At 61.4% G+C, this 15,694-nt stretch carries 18 protein-coding genes; 17 read left to right on the top strand and 1 reads right to left on the bottom strand.

The annotated features are described in order from the left end of the window. The first annotated feature begins 197 nt into the window (after positions 1-197). The 17 genes from ABLE43_RS17110 to ABLE43_RS17030 all read left to right on the top strand — a co-directional run bounded on the left by ABLE43_RS17110 (position 198) and on the right by ABLE43_RS17030 (position 14,309). Complete coding sequence (locus ABLE43_RS17110; RefSeq protein ID WP_348979592.1) at positions 198-458, top strand: AbrB/MazE/SpoVT family DNA-binding domain-containing protein; 261 nt, start codon at positions 198-200, stop codon at positions 456-458. Further along, positions 455-844 (top strand): type II toxin-antitoxin system VapC family toxin, encoded by a 390-nt coding sequence (locus tag ABLE43_RS17105; protein WP_348979591.1) that lies wholly within the window; start codon positions 455-457, stop codon positions 842-844. The genes ABLE43_RS17110 and ABLE43_RS17105 overlap by 4 nt, the downstream gene beginning before the upstream one ends. 63 nt (positions 845-907) lie before the next feature. Beyond that, complete coding sequence (locus ABLE43_RS17100; protein WP_348979590.1) at positions 908-1,492, top strand: TerD family protein; 585 nt, start codon at positions 908-910, stop codon at positions 1,490-1,492. 58 nt (positions 1,493-1,550) lie between these two features. Then, positions 1,551-2,735, top strand: a complete 1,185-nt coding sequence (locus tag ABLE43_RS17095) for a TerD family protein (protein ID WP_348979589.1) — start codon at positions 1,551-1,553, stop codon at positions 2,733-2,735. A 52-nt stretch (positions 2,736-2,787) separates the two neighbouring features. Further along, entirely contained in the window at positions 2,788-3,885 is a 1,098-nt protein-coding gene (locus ABLE43_RS17090) for a DUF475 domain-containing protein (protein ID WP_348979588.1), read from the top strand. Positions 3,886-4,013: 128 nt separating this feature from the next. Further along, complete coding sequence (locus ABLE43_RS17085) at positions 4,014-4,592, top strand: TerD family protein (RefSeq protein WP_348979587.1); 579 nt, start codon at positions 4,014-4,016, stop codon at positions 4,590-4,592. Positions 4,593-4,667: 75 nt separating this feature from the next. Continuing rightward, positions 4,668-5,249, top strand: a complete 582-nt coding sequence (locus ABLE43_RS17080) for a TerD family protein (RefSeq protein ID WP_348979586.1) — start codon at positions 4,668-4,670, stop codon at positions 5,247-5,249. 106 nt (positions 5,250-5,355) lie between these two features. Then, positions 5,356-6,354: an ATP-grasp domain-containing protein gene (locus tag ABLE43_RS17075; protein ID WP_348979585.1), complete on the top strand. Its 999-nt coding sequence runs from the start codon at positions 5,356-5,358 to the stop codon at positions 6,352-6,354. A gap of 12 nt (positions 6,355-6,366) precedes the next feature. Further along, complete coding sequence (locus ABLE43_RS17070) at positions 6,367-7,503, top strand: S1C family serine protease (RefSeq protein ID WP_348979584.1); 1,137 nt, start codon at positions 6,367-6,369, stop codon at positions 7,501-7,503. A 9-nt stretch (positions 7,504-7,512) separates the two neighbouring features. Then, a complete protein-coding gene (locus tag ABLE43_RS17065; protein ID WP_348979583.1) occupies positions 7,513-8,565 on the top strand; it encodes a DUF4236 domain-containing protein in 1,053 nt (350 codons plus the stop codon). Positions 8,566-8,606: 41 nt separating this feature from the next. After that, the gene (locus tag ABLE43_RS17060; RefSeq protein WP_348979582.1) at positions 8,607-9,761 is read left to right on the top strand and encodes a phosphoribosyltransferase domain-containing protein; all 1,155 of its coding nucleotides are present in this window, start codon (positions 8,607-8,609) and stop codon (positions 9,759-9,761) included. Then, positions 9,758-10,504 carry an HAD family hydrolase gene (locus tag ABLE43_RS17055; RefSeq protein WP_348979581.1) on the top strand — a complete coding sequence of 249 codons (747 nt, stop codon included), beginning with the start codon at positions 9,758-9,760 and terminating at the stop codon, positions 10,502-10,504. Before ABLE43_RS17060 ends, ABLE43_RS17055 begins: the two co-directional genes overlap by 4 nt. After that, positions 10,504-11,604 (top strand): cysteine protease StiP family protein, encoded by a 1,101-nt coding sequence (locus ABLE43_RS17050; protein ID WP_348979580.1) that lies wholly within the window; start codon positions 10,504-10,506, stop codon positions 11,602-11,604. Before ABLE43_RS17055 ends, ABLE43_RS17050 begins: the two co-directional genes overlap by 1 nt. Next, on the top strand, positions 11,601-12,503 hold the full coding sequence (locus ABLE43_RS17045) for an HpcH/HpaI aldolase/citrate lyase family protein (RefSeq protein WP_348979579.1): 903 nt from the start codon (positions 11,601-11,603) through the stop codon (positions 12,501-12,503). The genes ABLE43_RS17050 and ABLE43_RS17045 overlap by 4 nt, the downstream gene beginning before the upstream one ends. A 148-nt stretch (positions 12,504-12,651) precedes the next feature. Next, positions 12,652-12,828 (top strand): hypothetical protein, encoded by a 177-nt coding sequence (locus tag ABLE43_RS17040; protein ID WP_348979578.1) that lies wholly within the window; start codon positions 12,652-12,654, stop codon positions 12,826-12,828. Between the two features lie 150 nt (positions 12,829-12,978). Further along, the gene (locus tag ABLE43_RS17035; RefSeq protein WP_348979577.1) at positions 12,979-13,467 is read left to right on the top strand and encodes a hypothetical protein; all 489 of its coding nucleotides are present in this window, start codon (positions 12,979-12,981) and stop codon (positions 13,465-13,467) included. A gap of 77 nt (positions 13,468-13,544) precedes the next feature. Then, positions 13,545-14,309 carry an AIM24 family protein gene (locus ABLE43_RS17030; RefSeq protein ID WP_348979576.1) on the top strand — a complete coding sequence of 255 codons (765 nt, stop codon included), beginning with the start codon at positions 13,545-13,547 and terminating at the stop codon, positions 14,307-14,309. A gap of 61 nt (positions 14,310-14,370) precedes the next feature. On the opposite strand, the gene ABLE43_RS17025 is transcribed toward ABLE43_RS17030, so the two are convergent. Beyond that, positions 14,371-15,570 (bottom strand): IS256 family transposase, encoded by a 1,200-nt coding sequence (locus ABLE43_RS17025; RefSeq protein ID WP_348979575.1) that lies wholly within the window; start codon positions 15,568-15,570, stop codon positions 14,371-14,373. Positions 15,571-15,694: the final 124 nt, after the last annotated feature.

Below are 15,694 nucleotides of genomic sequence, written 5' to 3'. Positions count from 1 at the left end.
AGGTAGTCCTCTGGAGGTATACCTTAATGATACCGATCTCTCGCCGATTTACCATATTTCACGCTTCCGCCAATTATTGGGTAATGCGCTGCAAAGATGTTGCGTCCAGGGCAAAACCCTTTTGACAAGGATGCTTTGTATGCCATGTAGCATGCACATGGTTTATCACGGCTGTATAGCTTGGAGCAGGATCAGACATGAACGCACTAAGTGCCAAGCTTACTGAGGGCGGACGGCTTGTGGTTCCTGCCGCGCTTCGGAAGGAGCTAGGCGTAGAGCCAGGAGATCAGGTGTTCATGGAAGTGGTCGATGGACAGCTTCATGTCTGGTCCCAGAAGCAAGCCATCGCTCGTGCGCAAGCACAGCTCCACCAATTGACCGGCGGCAAGCGCTCACTCGTTGACGAGCTCTTGGCAGAGCGCCGGGCCGAGGCCGATCGTGATGGACACGACGCTTGAGCCGAGTTTTCGACGCTTCAGCAGTTTTGGCTCTCCTCAACAATGAGAAAGGAGCAGGCAAAGCCGCTTCGCTAATCGCTGGCTCCTCCCTATCCGCTGTGAACGCGATCGAGGTCCAGCAGAAACTTATCGATGTCGGAATGGAAGTGGATGCTGCCGAGGCAATGCTCGCAAGCCTCGGATTGAGCATTGCGCCTTTTGATGCACAGCAAGCAAGCATCGCTGCATCTCTTCGGCCAATAGCGCGGCAACACCGCCTTTTGCTTGCAGATTGTGCATGCATTGCTCTCTCTCGCGTACTGAAGCTACCAGCTCTTTCAGGCGATCAGGCTTGGAAGCAAATTGCTAAGGAGGCAGGCTTCACATTCGATAACGTGAGGCGATGACCGTGGGTTTAGGGGTGGGGATTTCAACGGTTGGAATGCCCAGACGTATAGAGGGAGGTACCTATGGCAATTTCGTTGAAAAAAAACGACTCCGTCAGCCTTAAGAAGGAGGCAGGTGGCGGCCTATCTGCGATCACCCTTGGCGTGGGCTGGGACGTCGCCAAAAAGGGCGGCTTTATGGGCATGTTTGGTGGCGGCGGTGGGGACATCGATCTCGACGCCTCATGCCTCGCGTTCAATGCTGGTGGGAAGGTGGTCGACCAGGTGTGGTTCGGGCAGTTGAGCAGCAAAGATGGCTCTATCCGTCACAGCGGTGACAATCTTACAGGCGAGGGTGATGGCGACGATGAGAGCATCGCGATCGACCTTACACGCCTTCCTGCGAAGGTCGAAACGCTGGTGCTTACTGTGAACAGCTTCCGGGGTCAGACTTTCGAGAAGGTCGCCAACGCTTTCGGCCGTGTCGTTGACAACAGTACAGGCCGCGAACTCGCCCGTTTCGACATCTCCGACTCTGGTCCGCATACCGGCATCATTCTTGCCAGCGTCAGCCGCGACGGCGGCGACTGGACCTTCAAGGCTCTCGGCGAGCGCGCTGCGGGGCGCACTGTGCATGATCTTGTCAGTCCGGTCGCGGCGCTGATCTAATCACTCCGGCGGGAGAGCTCCTCTCGCCGGGCATCCCTGGCAGTTTTCCGGAGAACCCATGCAACTTCAGCAAGGCGAGAAGCGCAGCCTTTCCGAGCTCGGCGTCGCAAATCGCTGCACAGTCAAGGTCGATTTCGGGCTAGACGGCGTCGACATCGCCGCCTTCGGCCTCAACAAGGAACGCCGCATCGGCGACGACAGGTACGTCGTCCTGTTCTCAAATACTCGGTCGCCGGAAGGCGCTATCGTTCTAATTCCCTCGTCCGACACAGCCGTTTTCAACATCGACCTTGACGCACTGCCGGGCGCAGTTGACCGGATAGTTTTCACCGCAACCCACGACGATCGTTCCATTGCCGATGCGCGGCCGCTGGTCGTCACGCTCGACGGCGTGAAGGCCTCTTTCGATGTCGCGCAGCATCTCACCAACGAGAAGGCGGTGATGATGGTCGAAATCTATCGCCATGGTTCCGGCTGGAAGATCGGCACTATCGCCGCTGGCTTCGCCGGCGGCCTCGCGGCGCTGATCCGGCACTTCGGCGGTGAAGTCGGAGATGTCGCGCCTGCGCCAACTCCCACACCACCGCCGCAACCGTCTGCCTCGCCTGCTCCTCTCCCGCCGCCGTCAACACCGCTGATCAGCTTGAAAAAGATCACACTAGAAAAGTCTAACCCGACGGTGAGCCTCAAGAAGACCGGCTCAACCTTTGGTGAGATCGTCCTCAACCTTAATTGGAGCCAGGCAACACAGAAGCGCGGATTTTTTGGCGGGGGCAGCAAACCTGTCGATCTCGATCTCGGAGTGTTGTTTGAACTTGACGACGGTTTCAAGGGTTGCATCCAAGCGCTGGGCAGCACTTTCGGAAGTTTCAACACGGAGCCGTTCATCGAACTTTCGGGCGATGATCGCACCGGTGCGGTCGCCGCAGGCGAAACAATCCGAGTCAACGGTCGCTATTTCGACCGCATTCGTCGCCTGGCCATCTTCGCGCTAATCTATGATGGCGCACCTAACTGGCAACAAACGGACGGCGTGGTTCGGATGAATATTCCCGGTCAGCCCGAAATCGAGGTTCGCATGGATGAGGGTCGCAATGACCTTCGACTGTGCGGCATCGCTTTGATCGACAATATTGGCGGCGAGCTGAGGATGCAGCGGCACATGCGCTATTACGCCAGCCAGAAGCCATTCGCCGACGATGTCGGCATCTTCCTCAACTGGCGAGCTGGCTTCAAGGACTGATCGTCCCGGCAAATAGCGTCTTCCAACGCTTTGTTCTGAAGGAAAAGAACTCATGAAGGTCTTCACCGGGTCGATCATCTTTACGATCGTCGCCCTCATCCTAGCCGGTGTGCTTGGCTATAACGAGACGGGAACGCTAGGCGCTGCACTCTCGATGGTGTTCATCGCCGGCGTGCTCGGCGTGATGGAAACCTCACTCAGCCTCGATAACGCTGTCGTCAACGCTTCCATTCTCAAGGACATGGACGCCAAATGGCAGCAGCGCTTCCTCACCTGGGGCATCCTGATCGCCGTATTTGGCATGCGCATCGTCTTCCCCATTGCGATCGTAGCGATCGCGGCCTGGGTCACGCCGTGGGAAGCTCTTGGCATCGCGATTACTGACAAGGCCCGTTACGAAGAAATTGTCACCGGTGCCCATATCGGTATCTCTGGCTTCGGTGGCGCCTTCCTCATGCTCGTCGGCTTGACATTCTTCTTTGACGATGACCGTGAGCATCACTGGCTGCCTATCATCGAGCGACCGCTCGCGGCGTTCGCCAAGATCCCCCTGGCCCCTTATATCGCAACCGCCCTGCTGATCGGGGGCCTATCATTCCTCATTGCCGGCGCCGAGCAGGAGACCTTCTTGCTTGCCGGGCTGTCGGGCGTGGTGATCTACTTCCTTGTCCAGAAGCTGGGTGACTTCCTTGGAGCCGAGGAGGATGCAACCGGCAATGTCGTTAGGTCGGGCCTAGGCGCGTTCATCTACCTCGAGTTCCTCGACGCTTCGTTTTCGTTCGACGGTGTAATTGGCGCTTTCGCGATCACCAACGACATCCTGCTGATCGCGCTTGGCCTTGGTATTGGTGCTATGTTCGTGCGATCAATGACCATAGCACTAGTGCGTGGCGGCCACTTGACCGAGTTCCGTTACCTCGAGACCGGTGCTTTCTACGCCATCATAGCTCTGGCCGCGATCATGCTGTTGAGCATCCGCGTGCATACGCCCGAGGTTGTGACCGGTCTGATCGGCGCAGTAATTATCGGCGTGTCGCTATGGGCCTCTGTTCGCCATCAAAAGCTGTTCCCGGAAGAGTACGCCGAGGATGGCGACGCCGAGGCGATCCTGCCTATGGGCAGCGTCATCGGCGACGCCCGGACCAGCTAGCGCGAACCGCGGCGCTGGTATGCATATGACTCCCTCACCGGCGCAGCTCTACCATCTCAAGCATGCGCTTGATGCTCATCCGGGGGAGGCACACACCCCCGGCAACCTCAAATAGGAAAAGGTGAACAATGGCGATTTCTCTCTCGAAAGGTGGCAATGTCAGCCTGTCCAAGGAAGATCCGGGTCTCGACGAGATCATGATCGGCCTTGGCTGGGACGTGCGCGCCACCGATGGCAAGGACTTCGACCTCGACGCTTCAGCCTTTCTGCTGGCGGCCAGCGGCAAGGTGCGTTCAGATTCCGACTTCGTGTTCTACAACAACAAGAACGGCGCTAACGGCGGCGTCGTCCATCAGGGCGATAACCGCACAGGCGAGGGCGAAGGTGATGACGAGCAGATCCTCGTGACCCTGTCCAAGCTGCCGGCCGACGTGGACAAGGTCGCGGTCGTCGTCACAATCCATGAGGGCGAGGCCAACGGTCAGTCCTTTGGCCAAGTGTCAAACGCCTTCATCCGCCTGGTAAACCAGAAGACCGGCAAGGAGGTCGTGCGCTACGACCTGTCCGAGGATGCCTCGACCGAAACCGCAATGACGCTCGGCGAGGTCTACCGTCACGGTACCGACTGGAAGTTCCGTGCCGTCGGCCAAGGCTACAAGGGTGGCCTCGGCCCGCTCGCGACCAACTACGGCGTCAACGTCGGCTGATCGCCGCCTCGAATACTCCCGGAGCCACCCGCCTCGCGCGAGGCTCCGCTCCACAATTTCCGGAAGGAACCTGCTATGGCAGTCTCTCTCGTAAAGGGCGGCAACGTGTCGCTCTCAAAGGAGGCACCCGGCCTCAAATCCGTCACCGTCGGCTTGGGCTGGGATGTGCGCAAAACGGATGGTCAGGCCTTCGATCTCGATGCCTCGGCCTTCGTGCTGGGCGAGAACGAAAAGGTGAAGAGCGATGCGCACTTCATCTTCTACAACAACAAAACCTCCCCGGACGGCTCGGTCGTTTACGGCGGCGATAACCGCAGCGGCGAGGGCGAAGGTGACGACGAAACCGTCAAGATCGACTTCGAGAAGCTGCCTGCCGACGTGAAGAAGGTTGTGATCGCGGTCACCATCCACGAGGGTGCCGAACGCAAGCAGAATTTCGGCTCGGTCGCCAACGCCTATGCCCGCGTCGTCAACGATGCCGACGGCAAGGAGCTAGCCCGCTTCGATCTGTCGGAGGACAGCAGCACCAATGCGGCGATGATCTTCGTCGAACTGTATCGCGGTCCGCAGGGCGACATCAAGGTCAAGGCGATCGGCGAGGGCTGGGAGTCCGGTCTCGCCGGCCTCGCTTCCTCAATGGGTGTCAACATCGGCTGATGTCTCCGGCTGCCGGGCGGCACATCGGCTCCCGGCAGCCTTTCTTCGTGCTCACAATCCTGTTCTGCGTCCGGTACTCACGTCCTATTTGCAACGAAGATCCCTCATGCGCCTCTGGTTTAATCGCGGCTACTCTCTTGCTTCTATCGCCAGCGCCATGATGGCCGGCAATCCGGATCTCGAGGTTTTCATCAGCACCGGGGAAGGTCTGCCGCAGCGAGAGGGCGCGGCCCGGAGCTGGACCGAGCCTAACCTCCATGACGATGAATACCTCGCCTGGGTCGAGCGGCAGATCACCGATCACAAGATTGATATCTTTGTTCCCACTCGCAGGCGCGGCCTGATCGCCGGCGCGTCTCTCCCGTGTGAGGTCGTCTTCCCTGCCAGTATCGACATTCTCGACATCCTTGCAGACAAGCACGCCTTTGCCGCCGCCCTGATGAACGAGCCCTTCTTTCTGCCCACCTTCTCGGCTGCATGCGCCGACGATATGCAGGACGCCCTGGAGGCATTTCAAAGCTGCCATGGCCCCGACGCGGTCGCTTGCGTGAAGCCGCGATATGGCGTGAACGGACACGGCTTCTGGGCACTCGACGCCGTTTCGCCGACCGCGCACATCATCGATCCGGAGCGGCGCAGCATCTCTCCCGAGATGTTCATTGCCGCCATGCGCGCCGAGGAACGTGCAAGCGACAGTGTTCGCCCTTTCGTGCTGATGGAGTTCCTTCCAGGCCCGGAGGTCTCCTTCGACGTTCTCGCTCACAAGTGCACCGTGTTGCGCAGTATCGCACGCACGAAGCTCGAGAGCAGCCAGCTGCTGCAGAGCTCCCACCCGCTGGAGTCAGCCGTCCAGAGCCTCGTCGCGCGTTTCGGCCTCAGCGGCCTGATCAACGTCCAGTTCCGTCAGGCAGTCGATGGCAGTTGGAAGGCGCTCGAAATCAACGCGCGCCCTGCCGGCGGTTCGATCTACGCGGAGCAGTTCGGCGGGCGGCTGATCGCTGACTGGGGCGGCTTGCTGACTGGCCGCATCACTCCCGATCAGGTCGACAGGACGCCGCTCGACATCGAGATCGCGTTCGAGAACAACCTGTCACTGGTCGGCTAAGGGGAGGGGACAATGGCGCTTATGATGCCTGGGCAGCGCCTGCCGATTGCACGCGCCAGCGAATGCCACATTTGCTTTACAGGATCCGCTCCTGATCGCATTGCGGTGGCCGCAATCTCCAAGTCCGGCGGCGTCGTGCCGTTCCAGCAGCAGGGGAAGGGTTGGTACTGCCCGGATCTCACACGACTGGGTGATAGCGTCGAGATCGTCGCCTACATGACCGATGATCGCCATGGCGGCTTCGTCAACCAGAGCTACCCGCTCGAGGTCACGATTGACGGCGACCAGCACCCCTTCCCAGAGCCTGACCAGCAGCTCGCGGCCGTGATCCTTGCCGAGCTTTACCTGAAGGACGGCAAGCATCGCCTGAAGGTGTCCAACGAAGGCTTCACTTTCGGGATCGACGCCTATGCCCGCGCGCGCAACATCGCGGTCGGGGAGATGCCTTTCCGGGTGCGGTCAAGACAAGATGATCATCGCGCAGGTGTGCCTCGCCGGCATGGGCCGGACAGCAGCGACCCCACCCAACCGGGACAGATGCTCGGCACTGGCAGTGGAGTCGTCATCGACCGGAATCTCGTCATCACCAATGCGCACGTCATTGAAGACGGACAGACCTTCTCTGTAGGGCGCTCGGGCGACCGGCTCGTGCCGCTGGCGATCGACCCGATGCACGACCTCGCGCTTCTGCAGGGACCCGTGTCCGGTGCCCCTTTGCCGCTGCGGATCGGCTCGCCCTTGTGGCTGGGGGAGCCGGTCCTCGCAGCGGGCTACCCGTTGATGGATGTGCTCGGATCGGACCTGAAGGTCACCACCGGCAACATCTCGGGCCTGACCGGCAGCTCGGGGGATACCTCGCGCTTCCAGTTCACCGCGCCGATCGGCTCCGGTTCATCAGGCGGAGCGATCCTTGATGAGGCCGGCAACCTCGTCGGCATCATCGCCGCCGCGCTCTCGCACCGGAATCTGCACGAGCGCGGTTCCATCTCGGAGAACGTCAATTTTGGCATCAAGGCCGCGCTCGTGTTCGAACTGCTCGCGGCCGCCGGCGCCCCGCTTCCCGAGACCCGCCCAATGACTGAGAACAACCGGCGCGAAGTGGTTCAGCGCCTGCGCAGTTCTGTCATCAGCATCAGCGTCTCGGCATAGGAACCGATCATGGGCTTTCGCTTCCAGAAGCGCATCAGCATCCTACCGGGCGTGCGGCTCAACCTTTCCAAGAGCGGCGCCTCTTGGTCGTTCGGTCCGCGCGGCGCGTCCGTGAACCTCGGCAAGCGCGGCGTCTATGGCACCGTTGGCGTGCCTGGCACCGGTCTCAGCTATCGCGAGCGTCTCGACAAGCCGAGCCGACGGACGGTGGCCCCGTCGCGCGATCCTGGGCCGCAGCTACCCGACCGCGTCGTCGTCCGCCTGGAAGCCAACGAGGCTCGCTTCTACGATGGCGACGAGCGTCCGTTGCACCCTTCGCTCGAGCCTGCCGCTCGGCGCCAGCTGAAGGATGATCTGAAGAGTTTTCTCAAAGAGCACGCCGAGGAGCGCAACGCGGCGCTCGATCAGCTACGTCAGCTGCACCACGATATCCCAACGATGATTGGCATCGTGCAGCCTTCCACTTCGAACAAGCCGCAGCGCGAGCACTATGCCTCGCAGGGCGATTACATGGAGGCGCTGATGACCTGGCGCGCCGGCGTCGCCAACGCAGGTCCGGACCAGGACGCCATCGAGGCGGCCCTGCTCCAACAGCTTGGCGCCCTCGCCTGGCCGGCGGAGACGAATATCGCGATCAGCCTCACCGGCACCCGCCTACTGCTGGATGTCGATCTGCCCGAGATCGAGGACATGCCGTCCACCCAGTGGAGCGCGCTCATCTCGAAGGCTGCGCTTACCGAGAAGCCGATGAACCAGAAGGATGTGGCCGGGCTCTACCTCGACCACGTCTGCTCGATCCTCGTACGCCTGATCGGCCATGCCATGGCGGTGAGCAGCGGTATCGAAACGGTTGCCATCTCTGCCTACACCCAGCGCAGCACCTCGTCGGGCAGGCTCGATGATGAGTATGTCGCCACAGCTGAAGTGAGGCGCGCCGACTGGAGCATGATCGATACGGCGGCGATGGCGGCGATCGACCCGCACAACCTGTTGCGCAGGCTCGGCGCCAGGATTGAGACCAATGCGCGCGGCGCGCTTCTCGTTCAGAATGCTTTGACCTGATGATGGCAGGGCAGTCTCAGGACGAAGGAAAATTCAGCGCAATGACCACCCTGACTGACACGACGCGCCGCGTCGAGCTGGCGACCGGCGCGCTTACGCTCACAAGCCATAGTGGCCCCGATAGCAGTGAGCTGTGCGACTTTGCCGCTCGTGCGAACCCGAAGCGCGGCTTCCTGATCGTCTCGAGGGTTCTCGGGCGGCACCTTCCCGCCGCGCCGAGCGAAATGCGCGCAGCGATGAATGCGCTGGCAGACAGGCTGCCGCAGGATCTCCCCGAACGGGTCGTATTCCTCGGCATGGCAGAGACCGCCACGGCGCTCGCGCAGGGCGTATTCGCCCGCTACCGCCGCACCCATCCTGGCACCGGCTGCCTCTACCTTCAGACCTCCCGCCAGGCCGTCGCCGACGCGCCGCTGCTCGCCTCCTTCGAGGAGGGGCACAGCCATGCAACCAGTCACCTGGTGCAAGTGGCAGATGCCGGGTTCGCGGCCGCAGTGCGAGAGGCGCGCACGCTGGTCATCGTCGACGACGAGAGCAGCACCGGCAACACCTTCCTCGCCGCTGCGGCAGCGATGGCCGAGGTAATGCCGGACCTTGAGCGCGTCGAGACCTGCTGCCTGACCGACTGGAGCGGCGGCCGCTATCTCGCTGACATGCCGGTCCCGGCGCAGGCGCATTCGCTGATCGCGGGCTCGCTGGAATGGGCGCCCAATCCGCAGGCGGTCCGCTCCGTCCTGCCCAGCACCTCGAACTCCGCAGGCATGGCGCCTGCCACCGGCATGACGAGCCGCACAGGCCTGCTGGAGCCGGAAGCGGCCATGCGTTCGTCGATTGATGTCATCCCAGGCGAGCGGGTGCTCGTCCTGGGCGATGGCGAACACTCCTACGAAGCACTACTGATCGCCGAGGAGATCGAGGAGAAGGGCGGCAGCGCCGCCGTCCAGTGCATTACCCGCACACCCGCGCTGCAGGGCCATGCCATGCGCACCGTCTCGCGCTTCGACGATGCATACGGCTCCGGGGCGCCGTGCTACTTGTACAACATTCTTGAGCATCGTCCTGAGCGCATCATCATCGCTTCTGAGATCGCCGGCAAGCAAGCCCATCAGGCCCGCGCGGCCGTGTGCAACCTCGGGCTTGATATTCCGGTCGAGATGATCGTCTGCGGCTACAGCGGCGCAGGGGAGGGCGCATGACCCGCCCGATCATCTTCACGGACTGCGACGACACACTGTTCCAGACGGCGCGCAAGTGCCCCGGCGGAGAGACCGGCGGGCTCAAGTGCATGAGCACGCTGGTCGATGGTGCGCCGAGCGGCTTCGCGACCGCTCGGCAGGAAACCTTCCTGGCCTGGCTGCAGCTGGGCACGGTCATTCCCGTCACTGCACGCAGCCGTGAAGTCCTACGCCGCGTCGACATAGTGCAGGCGCCGGCCGTGTGCTCGAATGGCGGTCTCATCGTCAAACAGGACGGCAACGTCGATCAAGGCTGGCACGACCACCTCGCAACACAAGCCGAGGCGGGGCCGCCCGTCGCAGAGATCTACCGCAAGGTCACAGCGCAGTTGCCGGCCGATGAGTACCGGCACTGGATCGTCAGCGAAAACGGGTTCGACCTCTACATCGTCATCAAGAGCAATCGTGACGCAGAGGTTCGCCTCTCGATGCTCGGAAACGAACTGTCCGCGCTTGTCCCTGCAAGCTGGCGGCGTCACACGAACGGCAACAATCTCGCCTTTCTGCCGCGATGGCTGAGCAAGCGCGATGCTGTCGCTTACCTGATCGACAACCTCCGCGACAACGCGCCCGACGCGCCGGTGATTGGCGTCGGCGACAGCCACTCCGATGCAGGGTTTATGGACCTGTGCGACTTCGCGATCGCGCCGACGAACTCGCAGCTGTGGAAGGGTATGATCCATTCCAGTCCGTGGGTGGGCTGATGCAGCTCAAGCCCGGAGGAAAGATGGAACATTTTTCAGGCAGCTATGCCCCCGACGACGTGCAGATCCTGCTGAAGCCCGCAGAGATCGCGCCCACGCCCGTGGCCGAGAAGGAGGCGCTGATCCAGTCCGGCGCCCGGCACTATTCCGAGATGCTCTCGGTCGAAACGGTGCCTGACGAGCGCTACATGCAGCTCTACGATTGGGCCCTCAAGCGCAACGCCGGCCGCCTCAAGTCGCACATCGCGACGCTGGCTTACCGCATCGCCGCGCGGCCGCAGACCTCGCGTTCCTGTGTGATTGTCTCGCTCGCCCGCGCCGGCACCCCGATCGGCGTGTTGCTCACGCGGCAGTTGCGCCGCGCGGGGGTAGAGATCAGCCATTACTCAATCAGCATCATTCGTGGGCGCGGGATCGACCTGAACGCCATGCGCTATATTCTCGAGCGGCACACGCCCGCCGAGATTGTTTTCGTCGATGGCTGGACGGGGAAAGGGGCCATCACCCGCGAGCTCGTCGCCTCGCTCATGGACAGCGATATGGGCGTGGAGCCCTTCCTTGCCGTCGTGGCCGACCCTGCCGGCTGCGCGAGCCTTGCGGCGACCACTGACGATTACGTCATCCCGAGCGGACTCCTGAACGGTGTCATATCGGGCCTGATCAGCCGGTCGGTGCTGAACGAGGACGTGGTGGGGCAGAGCGACTTCCACGCCTGCCTGTTCATGGACGAACACGCCTCCCGTGATCTCAGCACCGCCTACCTGGACGCCATCGAAGCGGCCGAACCGGTCGAGCAGGGGGCAGGTTGGTCGGAGAAGCAGGCAGCCAGGTCGCGCAGCGACTGCCAGCACCTGCTGGCTTGCATCATGACGCACGACCACATCGACGATGTAAACCGGATTAAGCCCGGAATCGCCGAGGCAACCCGCGCAATCCTACGTCGGGTGCCAGACAAGGTCTATCTCAAGGATATGAACGACCCTGAGGTCATGCACATGATCTACCTAGCGGAGACATCAGGCGTGCCGGTCGAGCAGCGCGATCTCGGCAACTACCGCGCGGTCACCATCATCAAAAAGCTTGGAGGGGAACAGGAATGAGCGCCGTCGATCTTGGAGCAACGCTCTACGTTCCCGCGACCCGTGATGGCGCGGCCCGGGTCGCCTATGGCGGCTGCCCGGACCTGCGCTCCATGGTCATCTGCCTCGAAGACGCTGTGAACGAGGCCGATCTCGATGAAGCCCGGGAGCGCTTTTGCGATCTCCTGCGCCAATTCAAGGCCACACCGCCTCCGGTCCTCATTTACGCCCGGCCGCGTAGCGTGGAGATGCTCAGCTGGATGCTGAAGCAGGACGGCATCGCGGCGATCGAGGGCTTCGTTTTGCCAAAGGTAACCAATGCGAGCCTGCCCTTCTGGCTCTCGGTCCTCGTGCAAAGCGGGCATAGCTTCATGCCCACGATTGAAACCGAGGAAGCGTTCGACCGCAGCGCTCTTAAGCGGATGCGCGACCAGCTGTTGCCCTATGCGGAGCGTGTCAAAGCGATCCGCGTTGGAGGCAACGATATCCTCAACATCCTCGGCGTGCGGCGCTCGCGCGAACGAACCGCCTATGAAGGACCCTTGGGCGATGTGATCCGTGCCATTGCTCTGACGTTCATTCCTTGCGGCTTTGCCGTCTCAGCTCCGGTATTCGAGCATTACGGTTCGCCCCAGGTTCTACAACGAGAGGTAGAACAGGACATTGAGCACGGTCTGCTGACCAAAACGGCTATCCACCCGACCCAGCTCGCGCTTATACACGGTTGCTATCGTCCGGCGGCTACCGAGATGGCTGAGGCCCGCCAAGTTCTGGACCGAGAGGCTCGCGCCGTATTTGGCATGAATGGCAGCATGTGTGAGCCGGCGACGCATCGCCGTTGGGCCGGCACGGTCATCGAGCGCGCGCAAGTGTACGGCGTGCGGCCCGAAATCCATGACGTGAACAGCCAAGTCGCCTGACTGTGCCACATCGTTTACCTGGAAGGCGCCATTGTGGTCCGCCGCAAAGCGAGGATCTGCGCATGGGAAAGGGTGAAGGAACCGGGGAAGATCGGGCTCGTACGGAACGGCGGTATGGTGCAATCTATTCTCGGCGCCAGCTCTGGACGTGATTGAATACCACGCCAACGCCGCCACCTTCGTTCCGCAGGAAAATGGCACAACAGCTCAGACACTGGCGCTCTCACTCAGTCCCGGTTGGATCGCTGGTAATCCCGAGCGAGCCGCACACGACAGCTTTGATGAAACCGACAAAGTAGCCTTGGAAAACGAGGAGCCCGCCTGACGTACTATGATCTATGTCATCGTCGCCTTGCTGATTCTGGTTCTCATCGGGCTGCTTTTTTATGCGCGCCGATGAGCGATCCCTCCTGCGAACCTTGTGGCGCAAGAGCCGGGTGGCCAGACTGACGGCGCAGCAAAAGGTCGTAAGACAGTGAGCATCTTCAGAATCGTCTTCAAGGCACTTTCCGGCAAGGCTGAACCTAGCGGTTCTCCGGCACCAAGCACACCGGCACCTGATCCTGCTCAGATCGAACTCGACTGGGAGGATGATCGCATTCCCTCACAGGCGAAGGACCGCATTCGGCGCATTCTCGCCTGCCTTCACGAGGTCGAGAGCGAGATGGAACGCCATGCAATCCCCCTCTTCAACCGACCGCAGATCGGTCATATGCGTGACCAACATCTGCCCAAGCTCGTGCTGAGCTACATCAACATCCCGCCGGCCCACCGTGGCGAGATCTTCCGCAAGACTGGTAAGTCCGCCAGCTTCATCCTCAACGAAGGGCTGGACAAGATGCAGGGCAGTATCGACGAGATCATGCGGAACCTCGCACAGCACGACTTGGACACGTTCGGCACCAACATTCGCTTCATCGAACAGCGGTATTCCGAACGGGGTAGGAGCGACCCCTTCGAGTAAAGCTCTCCTGAGCGGCTTAGCCGCTGCCCGCATACACCCTCATTCTCAATCTCGAACCCCGGAGAGAACGGCCAAATATGAGCGACTACATGAAGCTTGAGAGCGAGCACGGAATGGATGGCGTGACGATGCGCGTTCACCGCTTCGTTGAAAAGCGTATGTTCTCCCGGCTGATCGCGACTGCTCCTGACAAGGAGCCTCAATACATTGTCGAGGGGAGGGACGTCTATCAGTTGGAGGTGGAGCTGAATGGCGGCGACGTTCTGCTGGAGCCCGGCGCTCTCCAGTTTCACCATGGCCAAATCTCCTCAAGCGTCATTCGGCATGAAGAGAAAGGTTTCCTCGCCCGCGCGATTGCTTCGTCTGGGACTGGTGAGGCGGCACACGCAACGCGGTTTACCGGGCAGGGAACCGTCTGGTGCGAGCCGGGCCGACGTCACTTCGTACTCGGCACGATGGAGAGCGACAGCGATGCGATGCTGCTTGATGATCGCGCTTTCTACGCGTGCTCAGGAGACATCAAACTTTCGACCCACCGACACTCCAGCGTAGCAGGCTTGTTCTCCGGCAATGGTTTGGTGCAACCCAAGCTTACGGGGCGGGGCGTGTTCGCGGTGGAGAGTCCTGTTCCCGAGAATGAGATTAAGATCATCGAGCTCGACGGTACCGACGAGTTGGTTGTCAACGGCGATTTCATGCTGATGTACTCAGCCTCGCTTAACGTCAACATTGGGCCGCTCGTCAGCGGCATTCGGAATACGATGCGCTCCGGCGAAGGCTTCGTTTACCGGATGACCGGCAAGGGCACTGTCTTCCTGATGCCGACGGCGAAGGTTAGCTGAACAGCTGAGAGCCCGCAGCCGGGACTGTCAGGAATTTTTTGCGGGAGGCCGGTTACCGTCATCAGATGACGAAGCGCTCGCCGAAGATTACGGCGAACTGGCTTTTGGCCTCACCCCATTCGCGCGGCGGTCGTTTCCATTCGTCCGCCGCGTGATTGAGCACGAGATATAGCAGCTTCATCGCGGCATCGTCACCGGGGAAATGGCCGCGGGTGCGGACGGCGCGACGGATCTTCGAATTCAGTGCTTCGATAGCGTTGGTAGTATAGATGATCCGGCGAACGCCCTCGGGAAAGGCGAAAAACGGGATCACCTGGTCCCAGTGTCGCCGCCAGCTCATGGCAATGGCGGGGTGTTTCTGTCCCCAGGGGCCTTCCTCGAATGCCTCCAGCGCCGCCATGCCGGCCTCGGGCGTTGCGGCGCGATAGACGCCGCGCAGCGCCTGGGCGATGAACTTGCGCTCCTTCCAGGACGCAAAGCTCATCGAGTTGCGGATCAGATGGACGATGCAAGTCTGCACGACGGTTTCGGGGAAGACGGCGTTGATCGCCTCCGGGAACCCCTTCAGCCCGTCGACGACCGCGATCAGGATGTCGGCGACGCCGCGGTTCTTGAGCTCGTTCATGACGCGCAACCAGAATTTGGCACCCTCGGTCTGCTCGATCCAGATGCCGAGCACCTCCTTGGTGCCGTCCGGCTGGATGCCCAGCGCGATGTACACCGCCTTGTTCCGGACAAAACCTTCGTCGCGGATCTTCACCCGGATCGCGTCGAAGAAGACGAGCGGGTAGCAGGTGTCGAGCGGCCGCCCCTGCCATTCGGCGACCGCCTCCAGCACCGCATCGGTCACGCTCGATATCAGGTCGGGCGAGACGTCGATCCCGTACAGTTCCTCGAGGTGCCCGCGGATCTCGCGTACCGTCATGCCGCGCGCGTACATCGAGATGATCTTGTCGTCGAAATCGGGGAAACGGCGCTGGTATTTGGCAATGAGCTTGGGGTCGAACGTCCCCGCCCGGTCGCGCGGCACGTCCAGCGTGACCTTCGACGTCCCCGTCAGCATCGTCTTCCTCGACGATCCGTTGCGCCGGTTGATGGTGCCTGCGGCGCTTTCGTTTTCCAGATGATCGTCGAGCTCTGCCGACAGCATCCGCTCCGACAGCGCCTTCTTCAACTCGTCCAGCAGACCGTCCCTGGCGAACAGCTCCTGCGGGTCACGGCCAGCCAGAAGCTGATCCAAAACGTCCTTGTCGATTGCCATATCGATGGTCCCTTCCATTCCATCTTATGGCCTCCCGCACAAAATTCCTGACAGTCCCCCGCAGCCCTGCACATCTCACTTGAGAATAAGTGAGGCATCGGCAATCCTGTCCAAACAGCGGGGG

It is taken from the genome of Sphingomonas silueang (genome assembly GCF_040049155.1).
Lineage (GTDB): Bacteria > Pseudomonadota > Alphaproteobacteria > Sphingomonadales > Sphingomonadaceae > Sphingomonas > Sphingomonas silueang.
This window is presented reverse-complemented; position numbering and strand designations above follow the sequence as displayed.

Bases quoted from the DNA above. Each gene is read 5' to 3' on its own strand.
- ABLE43_RS17100 (WP_348979590.1), top strand. From the start codon at position 908: ATGGCAATTTCGTTGAAAAAAAACGACTCCGTCAGCCTTAAGAAGGAG.
- ABLE43_RS17055 (WP_348979581.1), top strand. From the start codon at position 9,758: ATGACCCGCCCGATCATCTTCACGGACTGCGACGACACACTGTTCCAG.
- ABLE43_RS17085 (WP_348979587.1), top strand. From the start codon at position 4,014: ATGGCGATTTCTCTCTCGAAAGGTGGCAATGTCAGCCTGTCCAAGGAA.
- ABLE43_RS17110 (WP_348979592.1), top strand. From the start codon at position 198: ATGAACGCACTAAGTGCCAAGCTTACTGAGGGCGGACGGCTTGTGGTT.
- ABLE43_RS17070 (WP_348979584.1), top strand. From the start codon at position 6,367: ATGGCGCTTATGATGCCTGGGCAGCGCCTGCCGATTGCACGCGCCAGC.
- ABLE43_RS17050 (WP_348979580.1), top strand. From the start codon at position 10,504: ATGCAGCTCAAGCCCGGAGGAAAGATGGAACATTTTTCAGGCAGCTAT.
- ABLE43_RS17080 (WP_348979586.1), top strand. From the start codon at position 4,668: ATGGCAGTCTCTCTCGTAAAGGGCGGCAACGTGTCGCTCTCAAAGGAG.
- ABLE43_RS17030 (WP_348979576.1), top strand. From the start codon at position 13,545: ATGAGCGACTACATGAAGCTTGAGAGCGAGCACGGAATGGATGGCGTG.
- ABLE43_RS17060 (WP_348979582.1), top strand. From the start codon at position 8,607: ATGACCACCCTGACTGACACGACGCGCCGCGTCGAGCTGGCGACCGGC.
- ABLE43_RS17090 (WP_348979588.1), top strand. From the start codon at position 2,788: ATGAAGGTCTTCACCGGGTCGATCATCTTTACGATCGTCGCCCTCATC.
- ABLE43_RS17065 (WP_348979583.1), top strand. From the start codon at position 7,513: ATGGGCTTTCGCTTCCAGAAGCGCATCAGCATCCTACCGGGCGTGCGG.
- ABLE43_RS17045 (WP_348979579.1), top strand. From the start codon at position 11,601: ATGAGCGCCGTCGATCTTGGAGCAACGCTCTACGTTCCCGCGACCCGT.
- ABLE43_RS17095 (WP_348979589.1), top strand. From the start codon at position 1,551: ATGCAACTTCAGCAAGGCGAGAAGCGCAGCCTTTCCGAGCTCGGCGTC.
- ABLE43_RS17025 (WP_348979575.1), bottom strand. From the start codon at position 15,570: ATGGCAATCGACAAGGACGTTTTGGATCAGCTTCTGGCTGGCCGTGAC.
- ABLE43_RS17075 (WP_348979585.1), top strand. From the start codon at position 5,356: ATGCGCCTCTGGTTTAATCGCGGCTACTCTCTTGCTTCTATCGCCAGC.